This window comes from Kribbella sp. NPDC050124 (assembly GCF_044460355.1).
Lineage (GTDB): Bacteria > Actinomycetota > Actinomycetes > Propionibacteriales > Kribbellaceae > Kribbella.
The window spans coordinates 99,066-114,193 of sequence record NZ_JBITJU010000015.1 but is presented as its reverse complement, the minus strand read 5'-3'; the positions used below and the strand labels follow the sequence as shown (position 1 = coordinate 114,193).

The 15,128-nt window shown below is 68.3% G+C and carries 16 protein-coding genes; 7 read left to right on the top strand and 9 right to left on the bottom strand.

Going from position 1 to position 15,128, the window contains the following annotated elements; all coding sequences use genetic code 11:
• Positions 1–13 precede the first annotated feature (13 nt).
• Positions 14–478 (bottom strand): hypothetical protein, encoded by a 465-nt coding sequence (locus ACIBL3_RS29650; protein WP_396356956.1) that lies wholly within the window; start codon positions 476–478, stop codon positions 14–16.
• A 97-nt stretch (positions 479–575) separates the two neighbouring features.
• Entirely contained in the window at positions 576–905 is a 330-nt protein-coding gene (locus ACIBL3_RS29645; protein ID WP_396356955.1) for a hypothetical protein, read from the bottom strand.
• 268 nt (positions 906–1,173) lie between these two features.
• On the opposite strand from ACIBL3_RS29645, the gene ACIBL3_RS29640 reads away from it, so the two are divergent.
• The 3 genes from ACIBL3_RS29640 to ACIBL3_RS29630 all read left to right on the top strand — a co-directional run bounded on the left by ACIBL3_RS29640 (position 1,174) and on the right by ACIBL3_RS29630 (position 3,103).
• Positions 1,174–1,863 (top strand): orotate phosphoribosyltransferase, encoded by a 690-nt coding sequence (locus ACIBL3_RS29640; RefSeq protein ID WP_396356954.1) that lies wholly within the window; start codon positions 1,174–1,176, stop codon positions 1,861–1,863.
• Positions 1,864–2,022: 159 nt separating this feature from the next.
• The gene (locus tag ACIBL3_RS29635) at positions 2,023–2,490 is read left to right on the top strand and encodes a hypothetical protein (protein WP_396356953.1); all 468 of its coding nucleotides are present in this window, start codon (positions 2,023–2,025) and stop codon (positions 2,488–2,490) included.
• A gap of 40 nt (positions 2,491–2,530) precedes the next feature.
• Positions 2,531–3,103: a hypothetical protein gene (locus ACIBL3_RS29630; protein ID WP_396356952.1), complete on the top strand. Its 573-nt coding sequence runs from the start codon at positions 2,531–2,533 to the stop codon at positions 3,101–3,103.
• A gap of 268 nt (positions 3,104–3,371) precedes the next feature.
• On the opposite strand, the gene ACIBL3_RS29625 is transcribed toward ACIBL3_RS29630, so the two are convergent.
• Positions 3,372–4,001 carry a response regulator gene (locus ACIBL3_RS29625; RefSeq protein WP_396356951.1) on the bottom strand — a complete coding sequence of 210 codons (630 nt, stop codon included), beginning with the start codon at positions 3,999–4,001 and terminating at the stop codon, positions 3,372–3,374.
• Entirely contained in the window at positions 3,998–5,698 is a 1,701-nt protein-coding gene (locus ACIBL3_RS29620; protein WP_396356950.1) for a sensor histidine kinase, read from the bottom strand. Before ACIBL3_RS29620 ends, ACIBL3_RS29625 begins: the two co-directional genes overlap by 4 nt.
• 168 nt (positions 5,699–5,866) lie before the next feature.
• Here ACIBL3_RS29620 and ACIBL3_RS29615 point away from each other — a divergent pair, with 168 nt between their 5' ends.
• Complete coding sequence (locus ACIBL3_RS29615; RefSeq protein ID WP_396356949.1) at positions 5,867–6,343, top strand: hypothetical protein; 477 nt, start codon at positions 5,867–5,869, stop codon at positions 6,341–6,343.
• Between the two features lie 343 nt (positions 6,344–6,686).
• On the top strand, positions 6,687–7,847 hold the full coding sequence (locus ACIBL3_RS29610) for an IS701 family transposase (RefSeq protein ID WP_396356948.1): 1,161 nt from the start codon (positions 6,687–6,689) through the stop codon (positions 7,845–7,847).
• A gap of 24 nt (positions 7,848–7,871) precedes the next feature.
• On the opposite strand, the gene ACIBL3_RS29605 is transcribed toward ACIBL3_RS29610, so the two are convergent.
• Entirely contained in the window at positions 7,872–8,885 is a 1,014-nt protein-coding gene (locus tag ACIBL3_RS29605) for a methyltransferase (RefSeq protein ID WP_396356947.1), read from the bottom strand.
• A gap of 198 nt (positions 8,886–9,083) precedes the next feature.
• The gene (locus ACIBL3_RS29600) at positions 9,084–9,899 is read right to left on the bottom strand and encodes an alpha/beta hydrolase (protein WP_396356946.1); all 816 of its coding nucleotides are present in this window, start codon (positions 9,897–9,899) and stop codon (positions 9,084–9,086) included.
• A gap of 164 nt (positions 9,900–10,063) precedes the next feature.
• On the opposite strand from ACIBL3_RS29600, the gene ACIBL3_RS29595 reads away from it, so the two are divergent.
• The gene (locus ACIBL3_RS29595) at positions 10,064–10,726 is read left to right on the top strand and encodes a Bax inhibitor-1 family protein (RefSeq protein WP_396356945.1); all 663 of its coding nucleotides are present in this window, start codon (positions 10,064–10,066) and stop codon (positions 10,724–10,726) included.
• 8 nt (positions 10,727–10,734) lie between these two features.
• Here the strand turns inward: ACIBL3_RS29595 and ACIBL3_RS29590 are convergent, their stop codons facing one another.
• Both ACIBL3_RS29590 and ACIBL3_RS29585 read right to left on the bottom strand, forming a co-directional pair.
• Positions 10,735–12,678: a glycoside hydrolase family 15 protein gene (locus ACIBL3_RS29590; RefSeq protein WP_396356944.1), complete on the bottom strand. Its 1,944-nt coding sequence runs from the start codon at positions 12,676–12,678 to the stop codon at positions 10,735–10,737.
• A gap of 90 nt (positions 12,679–12,768) precedes the next feature.
• Complete coding sequence (locus ACIBL3_RS29585; RefSeq protein ID WP_396356943.1) at positions 12,769–13,578, bottom strand: alpha/beta hydrolase; 810 nt, start codon at positions 13,576–13,578, stop codon at positions 12,769–12,771.
• A 207-nt stretch (positions 13,579–13,785) separates the two neighbouring features.
• Between ACIBL3_RS29585 and ACIBL3_RS29580 the strand changes: the two genes are divergently transcribed.
• Positions 13,786–14,340 carry a sigma-70 family RNA polymerase sigma factor gene (locus ACIBL3_RS29580; protein ID WP_396356942.1) on the top strand — a complete coding sequence of 185 codons (555 nt, stop codon included), beginning with the start codon at positions 13,786–13,788 and terminating at the stop codon, positions 14,338–14,340.
• A gap of 194 nt (positions 14,341–14,534) precedes the next feature.
• On the opposite strand, the gene ACIBL3_RS29575 is transcribed toward ACIBL3_RS29580, so the two are convergent.
• Positions 14,535–15,119 carry a hypothetical protein gene (locus ACIBL3_RS29575; protein ID WP_396356941.1) on the bottom strand — a complete coding sequence of 195 codons (585 nt, stop codon included), beginning with the start codon at positions 15,117–15,119 and terminating at the stop codon, positions 14,535–14,537.
• Positions 15,120–15,128: the final 9 nt, after the last annotated feature.

Here is a 15,128-nt window from a genome sequence, read left to right as displayed (position 1 = left end):
CCGGTTCCATCGATCAGGCCTCCGCTCGGGTTGTGGGGATGTTGCGGGCTTCGATGGCTCGGACGGAGGCGTCGAAGGCCTTACCCAGGACCTGCTTGCCGAACAGGGCGAAGACACCTCCGATCAGGTGGCCCTTGAAGTTCTTGCCTTCGCGGACGATGACGACGTCGATCTCCGTCGCACCGTCAGCACGTCGCGTGAATGTGTACGTGTGACCGGAATTGCCGCCCCAGACGTTGGAGTCGGTGGTGGTGAGGACGACGTGGTCAGGGTCGGACCAGTCGTAGCGCAGGCGCTCCCAGACGCCGGGCAAGCCCTCGGTGACGTCGGCCCAATCGGGCCCCTGGTCGTGCACCACGAGGTAGTCGTCGTGACTGTTTCCGAAGATCTTCGAGCGTCCTGGCCCGAAATCGGTGAGCCCGGCGATGAACTGCTCGGGCGTCGAGGTGGTCACCTCGGTGAAGTGAATCGTGGTCATGGGGTCTTCCGTTCCTTGAAGGGGTTCCGCTGTCACCACTGTTGGTCAGTTGGCGACGCATCACCCCAGGGGAAGACCCTGGTCCAGCACCTGGTGGTCAGTGCAGGGAATCGAGTTTCCGGCGGGCGGCGGTCAGGTGCCCAGCCGCCTGGCCCAGATGGTCGGAGGCGGCGCCCAGGTCGGCGTCGGCCTCCGCCAGAACGCCGGCAGCCGTCGACCGCTCAGGGCGGATGAGGCGGCCGTAACGCGACAAGCCGAACGACGTCATCAACAACGCCATCGTCGACATCAACGTCCGCAGCTCGTGGAACTCCGCCACAAGTGATCTCGCCGCGACCTGGTCGACCGGCCGACGGCGCAGTACCTCGACTGCTCGTCGCAGTTCCGTGCTCGCATTCTGCAGGGAGCCTTCCGCGCTCTCTGACACCGGCTGTCATCCTCTCCGGCCTGATCCACCCGAGGATGCAAGGGTCACCAGACCACCTGCCCGCAGACAAGCGGTCCGACTGAGCCGTGGACGAATTGTGACTATGCCAACTGGCGGCCAGCTCGCGCAGCCGCGCCTGGGCGCGGGTGTCCGTGGGCCGCCAGGGATGGCACCAGGGACTTCGCCGGACGCGACGAACACCGGCGAGCGCGACCGTCGGTACATGACCTACCAACAGATTGCAGCCCCCGTCGCGAACGCTCACCGAGTGCGGCTCATCGACACCGCCGTACAACCCGTCGGAAACGACCTGGCCACCCGACTCGCGTCCGTGCCGGGCCTGGTCCGCCCCGGAGTCTCGCACTGGGACATGAAGACCCGCCTCCCCCTGCACCCACTCTCGGTGGAGAACGCGTACGGCGACCCGCGCTTGCTGCACGACCTCGCCGTACCAGCCGTGGCATTCGCCCGTCAGCTGGACGCGGACGTCATCGTCGGCGCCGAGACCGGCGGCATCCCGCTCGCCACGGCAGTGGCACTTGCCGGCGACCTGCCCTTCGCGTTCGTCCGCAAGCCCGGGTACATCGGCCACGAAGACCACGAACCGCGCGTGCGCGGCGCCGCCGTGGCCGGACGACGAGTGTTGCTGGTGGACGACGCAATCTCACAAGGCACCGCGCTCGAGGCGTTCGCTGACCAACTGCGCGCCGAGAACGCTGATCTCGTCGGCGCGTTCGCGCTGGTCGACATGCGAGACGTCGCCGACTCGCTGACACCGATCGCCACAACCCTCCCGATCGAATCCGTCGCCACCTACCTCCAGATCCTCGCCAAGGCAGTTGACCTGGGCGTACTCGACCAAGGCACCCACAACCTCGCCGTGGACGCCCTCCTCAACCACTGGCCCGACGACGACCCCCGCTGGTCCCTCCTGGACCCGCAAACCGCTGCTGCCTGAGCGCATCGCACCCGCCCGGGTTCATGACAGGTCCGATCACGCACACCGCCAGGTACGCCGGACACACCACCAGGGTTCATCACTGATGCGACGGCTCCGGGATGGAGCGACATTCGGTGGTGAGAGAGCCAGACACCAACAGCCCCAGCAAGGAATGAGATGTCCACCATCCACCTGCACGCCACCACGATCGCGACACCCGAGCAGTACCTGGCCGCGCTGCTCGACTTCGGCCCAGGCCGCTCGAAGACCTTCGGCAACAGCTCCGACGACTACCTCGAGGTGCACGTTCAAGGTCCGCACTTCGTAGAGGCCACGGAAGGCTCCGCCGGTGTCTGGGAGCGGCTGCACTACGACTGGTCCGACCCGAACCACGTCGTCATCGTCACCACAGACTCCAACGTCTGGGGCACTGGCTCGAGCTACACCTACATCTTCACCCGCGAGCCGCACGGCACCACGGCGATCGATGCCGTCGTCGTACGGCGCGGCAAGAACATCCGGGGCCGGATCCTCGACCTCATCCTCTCAACCGTCGGCAAGAACCTCCTGATCAAGGCGTTCCACGACAGCGTCATCGCGGTCGAAGCGAGGAACACCCAGAAGATCCCCGCCGACTCCAAATAGTCAGCACCAATCCAACCAACCCAACCTACGGAATCAGGAAATGAACAACTCCACACCCCTGCGTATCTTCCTCACCCGCGGACTGATCGCGATCGCCTGGGCCGCCACCTTTGCGGCCGTCACCAAGTCGCTGACCACCAGCGTGACAATCCTCGCCGGCGCACTGCTCGTCACCTACCCGCTGATCGACGCAGTCGCCACCCTTGTTGACGCACGCAGCCAGTCCGGCTCCGCCCGGCGGTTCCTGCTCGCGAACACCGTCTCCAGCGCGGTCGCCGCCATCGCCCTCGGCATCGCAGCAACCCGCAGCGCCACAGCCGTGATCGCCGTCTTCGGTATCTGGGCCAGCGTCAGCGGCGCCGCCCAACTCGTCGTCGTACTCCGACGTCGTGCACAGCTCGGCCTGCAGGTACCCCTCCTGCTCGCCAACGGCCTCTCGATCATCGGCGGCCTCGCCTACCTCATCGCAGCCGCCGCCGGCCAACCCAGACTGAACATGCTCGCCATCTACGCCGCCACCGGCGGCATCGAGTTCGTCATCCAGGCCTACCTCCTCACCCGCCGCCGTCGGCGCCTCACCACCACGCCCGCCCCTGTCATGACCACCGCCTGACCCACCCACAGCGTGCGCCGGCCCGACTCCGGGCCGGCGCACGTTGTCGTTCAGCTATAGGCCGCCTAGTACTGCAGCCGTATCTCGTGATCTGGTGAGTTGTGCTGCTTGACGCCGGTAGTGGTGGCGTCGAGAACGTGGGTTTGGTGGTGGCGTCGCCAGTGTGACCAGTGGAGTAGGTGCGAGGTCGTCGGTGCGACGTAGGACCGACGGCCCTCGGAAGTCTCGTAGGCAGCCGGCGATGAGGCGGCGGCCCTGAATCGCGTCATCAGGACCGGCCGAGGCCGCCTGCCTGGCCAAGGGCGATCGCCTCGTCACGGGACGCCACTCCGAGCTTGCCGAGCATCTCCGAGACCCGGTTGCGGACCGTTTTCGGCGCGAGGAAGAGGCGCGCCGCAACCTGTGACGTGGGGAGGCCCTGCACGAGAAGGTCGAGGATCTCCAGGTCCCTCGCATCGAGGGCACCGAGCGCGTCGGTCCGTGGCGCGGAGGCCGCGGCGGCGACGACCGCGTTCGACGCACCCTTGCCCAGAACGAGGGCGCCACGCGCAGCGCTGTGGATCGCCGCCAGCACGTCCTCGGGATCGGAGTCCTTGAGGAGATAGCCGTCCAGGCCGGCTCCGAGGCTGCGGATCACCGCCTGGTCGTCGGCGTGCATGGTGAACACGAGGACGCGCAGACCTGGCCAGGTCTGCTTCAGCGCCGAGCCGAGCTGGATGCCGTCGCCGTCGGGCAGTTGGAGATCGACCACCGCCACGTCCGGGGCGGTGCTGACGGCCCGCGCTTCGGCCGCGGTCCGTGCCGCCGCGATCAGTTCGAGCCCGTCCTCCGACTCGACCAGAGCCGACAGTCCCGACAACACGATCGGATGGTCGTCGACGAGCATCACCCTGGTCATGCTGCTCCCACCGTCGAGAGCTCCACGTGCAGCAGTACCCCGCCTCCGTCGTACGGTCCGACAGCCAGCGATCCGCCCAGTTGCTCCGCCCGCTGTCGCAGCGATGTGAGCCCGACACCCGAGGCGATTGGGCCGCCGGTCCCATTGTCCCGTACGTCTACGGCGACCTGACCTGTCGCGGTCGCCGCGACGCGGACCGTGACACGGCTGGCCCGGCCGTGACGCACAGCGTTGGTGATGCCTTCCGCCACGCAGCGGTAGACGGCAATGGTCACTTCGCCGGGCAGCGGATGCTCGACGGCGACCTCCAGCCCAACGTGCCGGCCGTCCCCGTTGAACGTTGCGATCAGCCGCTCGAGTGCCCGAGTCAAGTCCGCGTCGTGCAGAGCCGACGGAGTGAGGCCGGAGACGATCCGGCGAAGGTCACCCCTTGCCTCGGCCAGCTCCGGGGCCAGTGATTCCAGCAAGGGGGTCGGACTCCGGCGCAGCTCCGCTTGGACCCGCATGCTCATTCCGGCCAGCACCGGACCGAGGCCGTCGTGCAGATCGCCAAGGATGCGAGTCCGTTCCGCGTCCCGCTCGCGGGCGACATCCTGGCGGGCGTGCTCGGCCTCGACCGCAAGCCCGACCGCCCGGCAGACGAGTGCGACGGTCGGCAGCAACTGCTCGACCATGCGAACCTGACGCGGTTCGGGCCCCTCCGGATCGTCAGGTTTGAGCAGCAGCGTGCCGACCCAGTCGCCGCCGACCAGCAGCCGATGTTCGATCCAGCCGGGCGGGATGTCAGGGCTGTCGTCGCCCAGCACCAGCGTCACCTCGGAATTGCCGCTGGAGGCGGCCACCATCTCGGCGGCCTTGGCGAGCAGCTCGCGCGGGTCGGTAAGGCGATGCAGGTCAGCGGTGATGGAAGCGACATCGGCGGGGGTCAGAGTTCCGGTGCCATAGCGGCGCGCGAGCAAGGACCGGCGCCACCAGGCCGCCGCAGGCCAGGCCAGCGCGGTGGACGTCACCGCGGCGAACGCGGCGGTGACGTCCGGTGCGGGGATGCCGGCACGCGTGCCGGCCACTCGCACCAACACACCGACGGCTGCACCGATCGCCAAAGTCAGCGCCACCGCGCCGACGTCGACGAGCGGCTCATCGACGGGCCTTAACTCGGTCGCAACCGTCAGCCGCGCCACGAGGCCGGCGAGCGACCACATCCCCAGGGTCAGTACGACGGCCTCCGCCCGCGACTCGAACGTCGAATCGGCCACCACGACCGCGCCGATCATGACCGCCGACCACACCAGAAGCCAGAAAAGCCGGCGGCGCGGGGTTCGTCCGGGGGCATAGCCCATCGCCCAGGCGAGCACCACCAACGTGAGAAGTACGACGACGATGTCGGCGTTACGCCACAAGTCCTCGACCCGGGTCCAGACCAGGTTGCCCGCGGTCGGCACCGCGATCGCCGCGATGACTGCCGGAACGAGCGCCAGCACCGCGAGCGTCCGGCCGACACGCGGCTCAGTACCACGATCGAGCAGGAGTGCTGCCGCAACCCCGAACGCCGGCCAACCCGCGCCGTACAAGGCACCCGTCGGGACGCTCGAGGCAGAGAACCCGATCAGCAGAGGGAGTGCGCCGACACCGGTCGCGACAGCAGCGACGACCACGCTCGTGGACGCCCCCCGCGGACTGGCAACAACGGTGCTCACACAGACATGATGTGCCCAAGGGGCCGCCCTTGGGCACATCTGCGGGCCGCGCCGGGACAACGCGGGACAAGGCGGGACGCCGCTGTCCTATCCGACGGGATACCGGCAACCGCACCGTGGGCGACGAGGGACCTGGAGCAGCCGGTCCCAGCAACCAGGGAGGCCACCATGACCACGGAAACCAAAGCCACCGAGCGCCGGCTGTCCCCGGCCGTCCTCGTCGGCGGCACCTTCGCCCTCACGACGCTCCTCAGCATCGTCCTCCACGTCGGCGAGATCCTCTTCACCGACCACGACCCGCACGCACCCGAAGGGCCGATCGCGACCATCGAAAGCGTTGCCTTGGTGGGCGGCATCGGGCTCGTCATCGCGCTCGCGATCGCCGTACCGCTGTCCCGCGACCCGCAGCGCGCCAAGGTCGGCGCGATCGTGCTCGGAGCTCTCGCGATCGTCACGCTGCCGGTGTTCTGGTCCGGCGCCCCCGCGACCTTCGGCGCCTCCGCCGCCTGGCTCGGCGGCCTCGCCCGCGGCAGCCACCCCCAAACCGGCCCCGCCCGCGGCTTCGCGATCGCCGGCCTGGTAATCGCCATCCTCGAAATCGTCGCCACCATCTTCGGCGGCACCGCGAGCCAGCTGCTCACCTGACCAACCACCATCACCCCACGCCCGCAGACGAGAGCCGGTGAGGCACCCGACCCCCTCACCGGATTGCCCGCTTCCACCGCCTGAACCATCGGCTCCGACGTATGCGGCCCCCGCGGAGGCCTGATCCCATACTTCTCGATCACAAACCGCCAGAGCAACGGAACAGCCTCCACCACCCGGCCGCTAGTACGACAACCGGTTCGTGATCTGGCGGTGTGGCGGTCCCGGACGCGAGGCGGCCACCGCTCGATGATCTCGGGTTGTGTGGACTCAAGATGATCTCGCGGAGGCCGCGGGCCAAAGCATAGACCCTGGTCGTTGGCAGAGGGAGTTCGATGGGTTGATGGCGCGGATCGCGCCTCGGTTCGCGCGGGTGGAGTCGCGGCGGCCGGCGCGGGATGCCGTCGGCGGGTTGATGTCGGGGCTGGCGGTGAAGAACTGCTGGACGCTGGCCGAACACGCCGGTCACGACTCGCCTGATGGCCTGCAGCACCTGCTGCGGAAGGCGAAATGGGATACCGTCGGCGTCCGTGACGATCTGCGCCGGTATGTCGTGGAGCGGCTCGGCGAGGTGGATGCCGTGTTCGTGGTGGACGAGACCGGCGACCTCAAGAAAGGCGCTCACACCGTTGGGGTGCAGCGCCAATACACCGGGACCGCCGGGCGGATCGAGAATGCCCAGGTCGCGGTGTATCTGACCTATGCGAGCGCTCGTGGGCACGCACTGATCGACCGGGAGCTGTATCTGCCACGAGTCTGGGCCGACCACACCGACCGGCGCGAGCAGGCCGATGTCCCGGCCGAGGTCAAGTTCGCGACCAAACCAGCACTCGCCACCGAGATGATCACCCGCACCCTGGACGCAGGCGTGACCGCGCGCTGGGTCGCCGGTGACGAGGTCTGCGGCGCAGACCCGAAGCTGCGTAAGACCCTGGAAGATCGGGGCATCGGGTACGTGCTCGCGGTTGCCTGCAGCCACCCTGTCCGCACCGGCGTCGGCAAGATCCGCGCCGACGAACTCGCCGCGAGCCTGCCCCGCAAGGCATGGCAGCGGCTGTCGGCCGGTGCCGGCTCCAAGGGGCCGCGCTGGTATGACTGGGCCTGGATCAGCATCGAACCCGAACGCGCGGACGCTCAAGGGCAGCGGTGGCTGCTGCTCCGCCGCAACAACACCACCGGCGAACTTGCCTACCACCGCTGCTGGTCACCGGCACCAGTGCCGCTACGCGAACTGGTCCGCGTCGTCGGCCGCCGCTGGACCATCCTCGCGATGCTCGCCTACGCCCTCCTCGCCGTCCTCGCCGCGACCGAACGAGCCGAAACCCCAGCCCCACAAGGCCTGATCGCGTTGACCTGCAACGAGATCCACCGCCTCTTCAACACCGTCACCGTCGAACCGATACAAGACCTGCGACGCCGGCTGCACTGGTCGACCTGGAGACGCCGACACCAACACCGCGCCCGAACCAGCCACTACCAGCGCCGAGAAGCCATCCCAGCATGAACATCACGAACTCCGGCTGTCGTACTAGGGGTTCCGCCCGGGCGCAAGCGCCGCCTCGAGGATGAACACATCACTCCCGGTTGCCGCCGTACTGGTGAGGTCGAAGCCGGCCGTCGCGAGCAGCGAGCGGTACTCGTCCGTCGTACGTTCTTGACCGCCGGCCATGACGAGCATGGTGAGATCGGAGAACGCGGTCCGAACCGGGTCCGGTGACTCGTCCAGCAACTGCTCCACCAACAGCAGGCGACCGTGCCCCGGCATCGACCGCCGGCAGGTGCGCAGGATCTCGACCGACTCAGCGTCCGGCCAGTCGTGGATCACCGACTTGAGGAGGTAGGCGTCCCCGCCCTCCGGGACAGCATCGAAGAAGCTGCCTCCCACTACTCGGCAGCGCTGCGCCACACCGGCGGCCGACAGCAACTCGTGCGCGCCGGCCACGACATCGGACTGGTCGAAGAGCACGCCGTTGACCGAGGGGTAGCCCGACAGAACGGCCGCCAGCAGCATCCCCCGGCCGCCGCCGACGTCGACGACAGTGCCGAACCGACCGAAGTCGTAGGCCTCGACGACCGCATCGGCCACCGCCCGGGACAGATCTGTCATGGCCGCAGCGAAGATCGTCTGCTCGTCAGGGTGCTTGGCAAAGTAGGCCCAGACCGGCTCCCCGTGGACAGCCTCGAACGCGTTCTCACCCGTGCGAATGCTGTGCTCCAGCGAGGCATACGCCTGCCAGTGGTGCTGCCGGCCGACGGCGCGCGCCCAGCCTGCGACCGAACGCGGCGCATCGATCCGGAAGGCGTCACCAAGTTCGGTGTTCGCGAACCTCTCGCCGTCGCTGACATACAGCCCGACCGTGACCAGCGCGCGCATCAGGCGGGTCAACGAACCTGGGTCCGCTCCCGTGGCCTCGGCGAGCTCAGCTGCGGTCTTCGGACCGTCTGCGAGCAGGTCGCTCAGCCCAAGGCTCGCTGCGACGTGCACCGCCTGCGACACCTGGTATCCGGTGACCAGGCGGTGTAGTTGCCGGGAAGCGTCCATGGGCTCACGCTATGCAGCAGCCGCCGGCATCGCATCGGAAAGATTGCCCATCTCGCCGGCGTCGGTCGTGCGTAGATCTGTGTATGGCCGCAGCCTCAAGCTCGGTCACCTGCGCGACCGCTGCTCGTTCTGGGCGGCGGCCTGACAGCAAGGAGCCGGCCGGAGGGGATGCTCCGGCCGGCTCCTGTGCTGCGATCGTCAACGGGCGGCTCGTTCGATTACGTCGGTCACTGCGGCAGGCTGCGACACTGCGACCAGGTGGGAGGCGCCGTCGATCTCGATCTTCTTGGCGCCCGCGCGGGTGGCCATGAACCGCTCCGCGGCCGGCGCGATCGCCTTGTCGCCGGTCGGGATCACGGCGTACTTCGGCAGCGCCGCCGGCGCGGTCTCCTGGATCGGCTCGGAGAAGGCCGCGGCCGCGACCGGACGCTGTGCGGCCAGGAAGACCGCTCCCTGTCGGGCCGGGATGTCGGCCGCCAAGATCGGGCCGGCAGTCTCCGGCTTGAGCGCCAGGTCGACGCCGCCGGGGTAGCTGATCACGTTGGTGGTGTCAGGGCCGAGCTCGCTGCCCGGGAACTGCGAGTTCAACGCTCCCAGCGTCTCCCCCGCCTCCGGGATGAACGCGGCTACGTAGACCAACGACTTCACACCTGCTGTGTCGGCCAGCTCGCTGACCAGCGCACCGCCGTACGAGTGACCGACCAGCACCTTCGGCCCGGGAATCGTGGCCAGCACGCCGCTCAGGTACGACGTGTCGGACGCGATCCCCCGCAGTGGCACGGCCGGGGCCACGACGTTGTACCCGTCACGCTGCAGCCGGCTCGTCACGCCGGACCAGCTCGAGCCGTCAGCGTACGCCCCGTGCAACAAGACGATCGTCGGCTTCTCCACTGCTTGCGTGCTCTGCGCCTGGGTGGTTTCCGACGCCTGCGCAGTCGTCGCGCCCGCCAGCAGCAGACCGGCGCCGGCCGCGGCGACCAGCAGATTCCGGGTCTTGCTCGTCAACTTGGACATCTGTCTTCCAATCCTCGAAGGGTTCCTTGCCACCACAGTCCGTCTGCGGTTGACACGTCACCCCAGGGGAAACCACTGGTCCACCACCTGGTGGCACACCACTCGACCCCACACCAGGGACTGTCCCTGGGGCGAGGCGCCGTACGGCGAAGCATCGTGAAGGCATGACCGAATCGATGACCTACTCCCGGACCGGCGCGACCGGCCGGGATCAGACGCACACGTTGTTCGCGCAGACCATGCAGTACGTCGCCATGACCACCGGACTCTTCGCCCTGGGGGCGTACCTCGGACGCGACCTGCACGGTGGTGTCGGCATCCTCGCCTTCATCGCCGCCTTCGGAGCCCTGATCGCCCTGCAGTTCGCGGTCCAGAAGTCCACCGGCCGGGCTGTCGGACTTCTCGCCGGCTTCGGTCTGCTGATGGGTCTGGCCGTCGCACCGACCCTTGCCTTCTACGCAAGCGTTGACCCGGAGGCGCTATGGGAGGCCGGCGGCGCGACCGCCTTGTTCGTAGCCGGCTTCGGCGCCGCCGGCTACGCCACCCGCCGCGACCTGTCGGCCGTCGCCCGGATCAGCTCGTGGGGCGTGCTCGGACTGATCGCGTTCGGCATCGTCCTGATCTTCGTCCAGATCTCCGGCGGAGCCCTGATCTACTCCCTCGTCGGCCTGGTCCTGTTCGCCGGCCTGATCGCGTTCGACTTCCAGCGGCTTCGTCAGTCCACCGACCTCGCCTCGGCACCCCTGCTGGCGGCGTCGATCTTCCTCGACATCCTGAACGTCTTCCTGTTCTTCCTGCAGATCTTCACCCGGGACAGCCAGTCGTGACGGCCCCGTCAGTAGCGCTGGTGGGCGGGGACGAAGGTGTTGGTGCTGAGAGCTTCCTCGGCGCGGATGATGTGCATGATGGCGTTGATCATGGCCAGGTGGGTGAACGCCTGCGGGAAATTGCCGAGGTGGCGGCCGCTCAACGGGTCGATCTCCTCGGCGTAGAGGCCCAGCGAGCTCGCGTAGGACAGGAGCTTCTCGCAGAGCGCGGTGGCTTCGTCCAGTTCGCCGATCTCGACGAGCGCCGACACCAGCCAGAACGAGCAGATCGTGAACGTTCCCTCGGCGCCGTGCATCCCGTCGTCGGTCTCCGAGACGCGGTAGCGCAGCACCATGCCGTCCTCGGTGAGCTCGTCTGCGATGGCTCGCACGGTCGCGCGGACCCGCGGGTCGTCAGCCGGCAGGAACCGCAGCAGCGGGACGAGCAACAACGAGGCATCGAGGGTGGTAGCGCCGTACCGCTGAACGAAGACTCCCCTGTCGTCGACGCCATTGGCGCAGATGTCGGCAGCGATCTCCTCGGCGACCGCCTGCCAGTCATCGGCGAAGCCGGGCTCGTCGTGCAGCCGGGCGAGCTTGGCGCCGCGATCCATCGCCACCCAGCACATCAGCTTGGACGAGGTGAAGTGCTGCGGTTCACCGCGTGATTCCCAGATCCCGTGGTCGGGCTCGCGCCAGTGCTTCGCCGCCGCCTCGGTCTGCTGCTTGAGGAACGGCCACAGGCTTTCGGTCACCTGGTCGCGCGTCCTGGCGTGCAGGTAGATCGAGTCGAGGATGGCTCCCCACACGTCGTGCTGGCGCTGCAGGTAGGCGGCGTTGCCGACCCGGATCGGTCGCGCGCCCTCGTACCCGGTCAGGTGATCGAGGATCTTCTCGGGCAGTTCGCGTTCGCCGCCGATGCCGTACATGATCTGGATGTCGTGCTCGCAGTCACACATCTCGGTGAGGAACGAGAAGAAGTCGTTCGCCTCGCGATCGAGCCCGAGCGTGTACAGGCCCCAGAGCGTGAACGTGGAGTCGCGGACCCACGAGTAGCGATAGTCCCAGTTCCGCTCACCGCTCGGCGTCTCAGGCAGGGACGTCGTCGCGGCGGCGAGCAGTGCACCGGTCGGCGCGAAGGTAAGGCCCTTCAAGGTGAGTGCGCTGCGCACGAGATAGCTGCTCCACGGGTGATCCGGGAACACGCCGACGTTGATCCACTGCCGCCAGTACTCGGCCGTCTTCTCCATCCTCCCGAGCGCCTCCGCCCAGGTCCGCGGCGGCGACAGGACCGACCACGAGAGCGCCACGAACGCCGTGTCGCCCTGCGACATCCGCGTCCTGGCCTGGGCGGTTCGGCCCTCCAGACCGAGGCGGAGATCGGTCGTCAGTTTCAGCGTGACCTCGTCGTCCAGGTCGGGGCGGACGGCCACCGCCTCGCCGTACCCGGGACCGTCGTACCGCCAGCTTGCGTCCCGGCGGCCGTACCCGAACATCGGTTCGCACACCATCGACAGATCCACTGCGCCGCTGACGCATTTGACGGTCCGCAGCAGGCAGTGCTCGGCGTCGTAGTCGGTCGGCGTACGGCGGTGCGTCCGGGAACGCTCGGAGACGTTGTGCCACGGCCCCATCAGCAGGGCATCGCGGACGATCAGCCAGCCAGTCGGTGATTTCCACGTCGTCTCGAGCATCAGGCTGCCCGGCAGGTATCGACGTGCCGCCGGCACCTGTACGCCGTACGGACCGAGCCGGAAGCTCCCCGCAGCCCGATCGAGAATCGCCCCGAACACGCTCGGCGAGTCGTGCCGCGGCAGGCACATCCACTCCACCGCACCGCTAGGCGCAATCAAGCAGTTGGACTCGCAGTCCGACAGGAACGCGTAGTCGGCGATCGGTGGATGAGCACTCCGCCGCGGCATCGGAGGCAACCCACCGGACACGGCACCGGTCCGCATCAGGGATTCAGGCATGGCCAGCCCTCCTCGTCCGCCCTCCAACCATCATGACCGAGAACACACGCGGTGCCACCAGGCCGTACGACGAGTGACCCGGCCGCAGCGTCAAGCGCTTGGGGCAGACCAACCGGCGTGCTCGACCGCCCAGGTCAGGACGTCGTCAGCGATCTTCTCCCACCCCTTCTGCGCGGGCAGCAGGTGCGCCATCCCCTCGTACTCCTTGACCTCGGTGATGGTCTTGGACGACTTGTAGTGCTTGGCGTTGGACCGCTGCACGCTCGGCGGCATCAGGTGATCCTCGCCGCCGGAGACGAACAGCAGCGGCGCCCGGTCGTCGTTGTGGTAGTTGACCGCGACGTCCTGCGGGCCGGGCTCGAAGTTCGCGAGCACGCTGTTCCAGAAGATCCGCCCGGAGGCCGGGACGTGGTACCGCCGGGAGAGCTCGAGAGACTCTTCCTCGGTGAAGGTGTTGGCGAACGTGTACTTCCACTGCTCGGGCGTCAGGGCGACCGCCTTGTGCCGGTTCGCCGGGTTCCTCAGCACCGGGAACGTCGCCTTGAGCTGGGACAACGGGATGACGCGCACGCCCTCGGTCGCCGCCGAGTTGATCGCCACGCCCGCGGCGCCGTACCCGCGGTCCAGCAGGACCTGCGTGAACGCACCACCCGCCGAGTGACCGATGATGATCGGCGGCTCGTCGAGCGCGCCGACCACCGACTCCAGGTGCGAGAGGATCGCCGGCGCCGTCACCTCCTCGATCGGCGTCGGGTCGGCGTTGAGGGCCTCGACCCCCACCTCGAACCCCGGGTAGGCGGGCGCGATGACGTTGTACCCGGCTCGCTGATAGCGGTCGATCCAGTGCTCCCAGCTCCGCGGGGTCACCCAGAAACCGTGAACGAGAACGATGGTCTTCACGGGAGTGCTGTCCTTTCGGCGAGGAATTCGATCTGCTGGCTAGTCCGGGCAGCTCGCCGGAACGTGACACGCACGGCTCCCGTGGCCGGGGCCGGATCCCGTGGTTCGCCGACCACGGGTTCGCCCACGGATCAGCCGTGGCGCGACGGCGCCTGCTGTGACGGAACGTGAAGGGGAAGACATTCCCACAGCGGAGGAAGGCCGGAAGTGAAGGAGAACCTGTCGGACCTCGACGAGGCGCTGGCGACGTTCGTCGAGATGCGGTCCCGGCTGATGGCGATCGCGTACCGGATCCTGGGAAGCACCAACGAGGCCGAGGACGTCGTCCAGGAGACCTGGCTGCGCTGGCAGCGGACCGACCGCACGGTGGTCGCGAACCCCAACGCGCTGCTGTCGACCATGACCGTCCGGCTCGCCATCAACGTCAGCCAGTCCGCCCGGCGGCGCCACGAGACCTTGGTCGACCGGTGGACCTCCGACGCGACCGATGCGAGCGACGACCCCGGAGCACAGGCCGAGCGTCGCGAAGCGGTCGAGGAGGCAGTGCAGCTGATGATGGCGAGACTCACTTCGAGTGAGCGTGCCGCCTACGTGCTCCGGGAGGCGTTCGGCTATCCGTACCGGCAGATCTCGGAGCGTCTCCAGGTCGGAGTGGCCAACGCCAGGCAGCTGGTCAGTCGCGCCCGGGCGCACCTCGCCGCAGGCCCACAGACGCTAGCGAACTCGGCCTCCCACGAAGCCCCTCGGCGCCCACCGGCTTGACGATCCGGACCCGTACGTCGCCGACCTCGGCCGGCACCGTGATCCACCGGTCGTCGACGACCGGCTTGTCGATCGGAGCGGCCTGGAGGTCGTCCCGGACCTTCCGGGCCCCCTCGCGATGTGACGCTGCTACCCGGACAGCGAGGGAGAAGTTGCCTTGAGCAAGCACATGGCCGGCGATTCCTCCAGACGGGTCAGATCTCCTCCGGGGCCGGGGCGGCCTTGCCACGCCGGTTGAGCAAAGCGGCTCCGTCGACCACTTCGACCGCGACATTCGGCCGGTCGACGGCGAGGGTCAGTACATGGCCGGGAGCTGGTGGCGGGAGTTCGTGGACTGCCAGGCCGGATCCCCCGCCCGCCTTGAAGCGGGCTTCACCGATCGTCCAGGCGAGCACGTCCGCCTTCGGTCGTCCGTCCAGTCGCTCGACGTCGACGCCGACCCGGCCGCCACCGACGAGGATGGCCACTGCGACCACCTGGCCACTGTGTGACACCGACGCGTCGAGATCTGCGCCCAGTACGGACGGCCGGCCATGCCCGCGGCCGCAGTCGGCACAAGTCCGGTCCACTGTCAGCTCAGCGGGGGCAACGCCGAGCAGCGAGCCGGCGGCGGCTCGCAGGAGCGCGGCGCCGAGCAGCATCCGGCCGCGATCGGCCTCGCCTGCGCAGCGGGCCACCCGCGAGCGCTCCTGATCGTCGAGCAGGTCGAGGAGCCCGACGTCCGCCGCGACCAGACCGACGGTGAAGACCGTCACGATCGCAGGTTGTTGAGCAGTCACGAATTCTTA

Coding starts and splice junctions, on each gene's coding strand:
- ACIBL3_RS29650 (WP_396356956.1), bottom strand. CDS start 478: ATGACCACGATTCACTTCACCGAGGTGACCACCTCGACGCCCGAGCAG.
- ACIBL3_RS29635 (WP_396356953.1), top strand. CDS start 2,023: ATGTCCACCATCCACCTGCACGCCACCACGATCGCGACACCCGAGCAG.
- ACIBL3_RS29630 (WP_396356952.1), top strand. CDS start 2,531: ATGAACAACTCCACACCCCTGCGTATCTTCCTCACCCGCGGACTGATC.
- ACIBL3_RS29625 (WP_396356951.1), bottom strand. CDS start 4,001: ATGACCAGGGTGATGCTCGTCGACGACCATCCGATCGTGTTGTCGGGA.
- ACIBL3_RS29615 (WP_396356949.1), top strand. CDS start 5,867: ATGACCACGGAAACCAAAGCCACCGAGCGCCGGCTGTCCCCGGCCGTC.
- ACIBL3_RS29610 (WP_396356948.1), top strand. CDS start 6,687: ATGGCGCGGATCGCGCCTCGGTTCGCGCGGGTGGAGTCGCGGCGGCCG.
- ACIBL3_RS29605 (WP_396356947.1), bottom strand. CDS start 8,885: ATGGACGCTTCCCGGCAACTACACCGCCTGGTCACCGGATACCAGGTG.
- ACIBL3_RS29600 (WP_396356946.1), bottom strand. CDS start 9,899: ATGTCCAAGTTGACGAGCAAGACCCGGAATCTGCTGGTCGCCGCGGCC.
- ACIBL3_RS29595 (WP_396356945.1), top strand. CDS start 10,064: ATGACCGAATCGATGACCTACTCCCGGACCGGCGCGACCGGCCGGGAT.
- ACIBL3_RS29590 (WP_396356944.1), bottom strand. CDS start 12,678: ATGCCTGAATCCCTGATGCGGACCGGTGCCGTGTCCGGTGGGTTGCCT.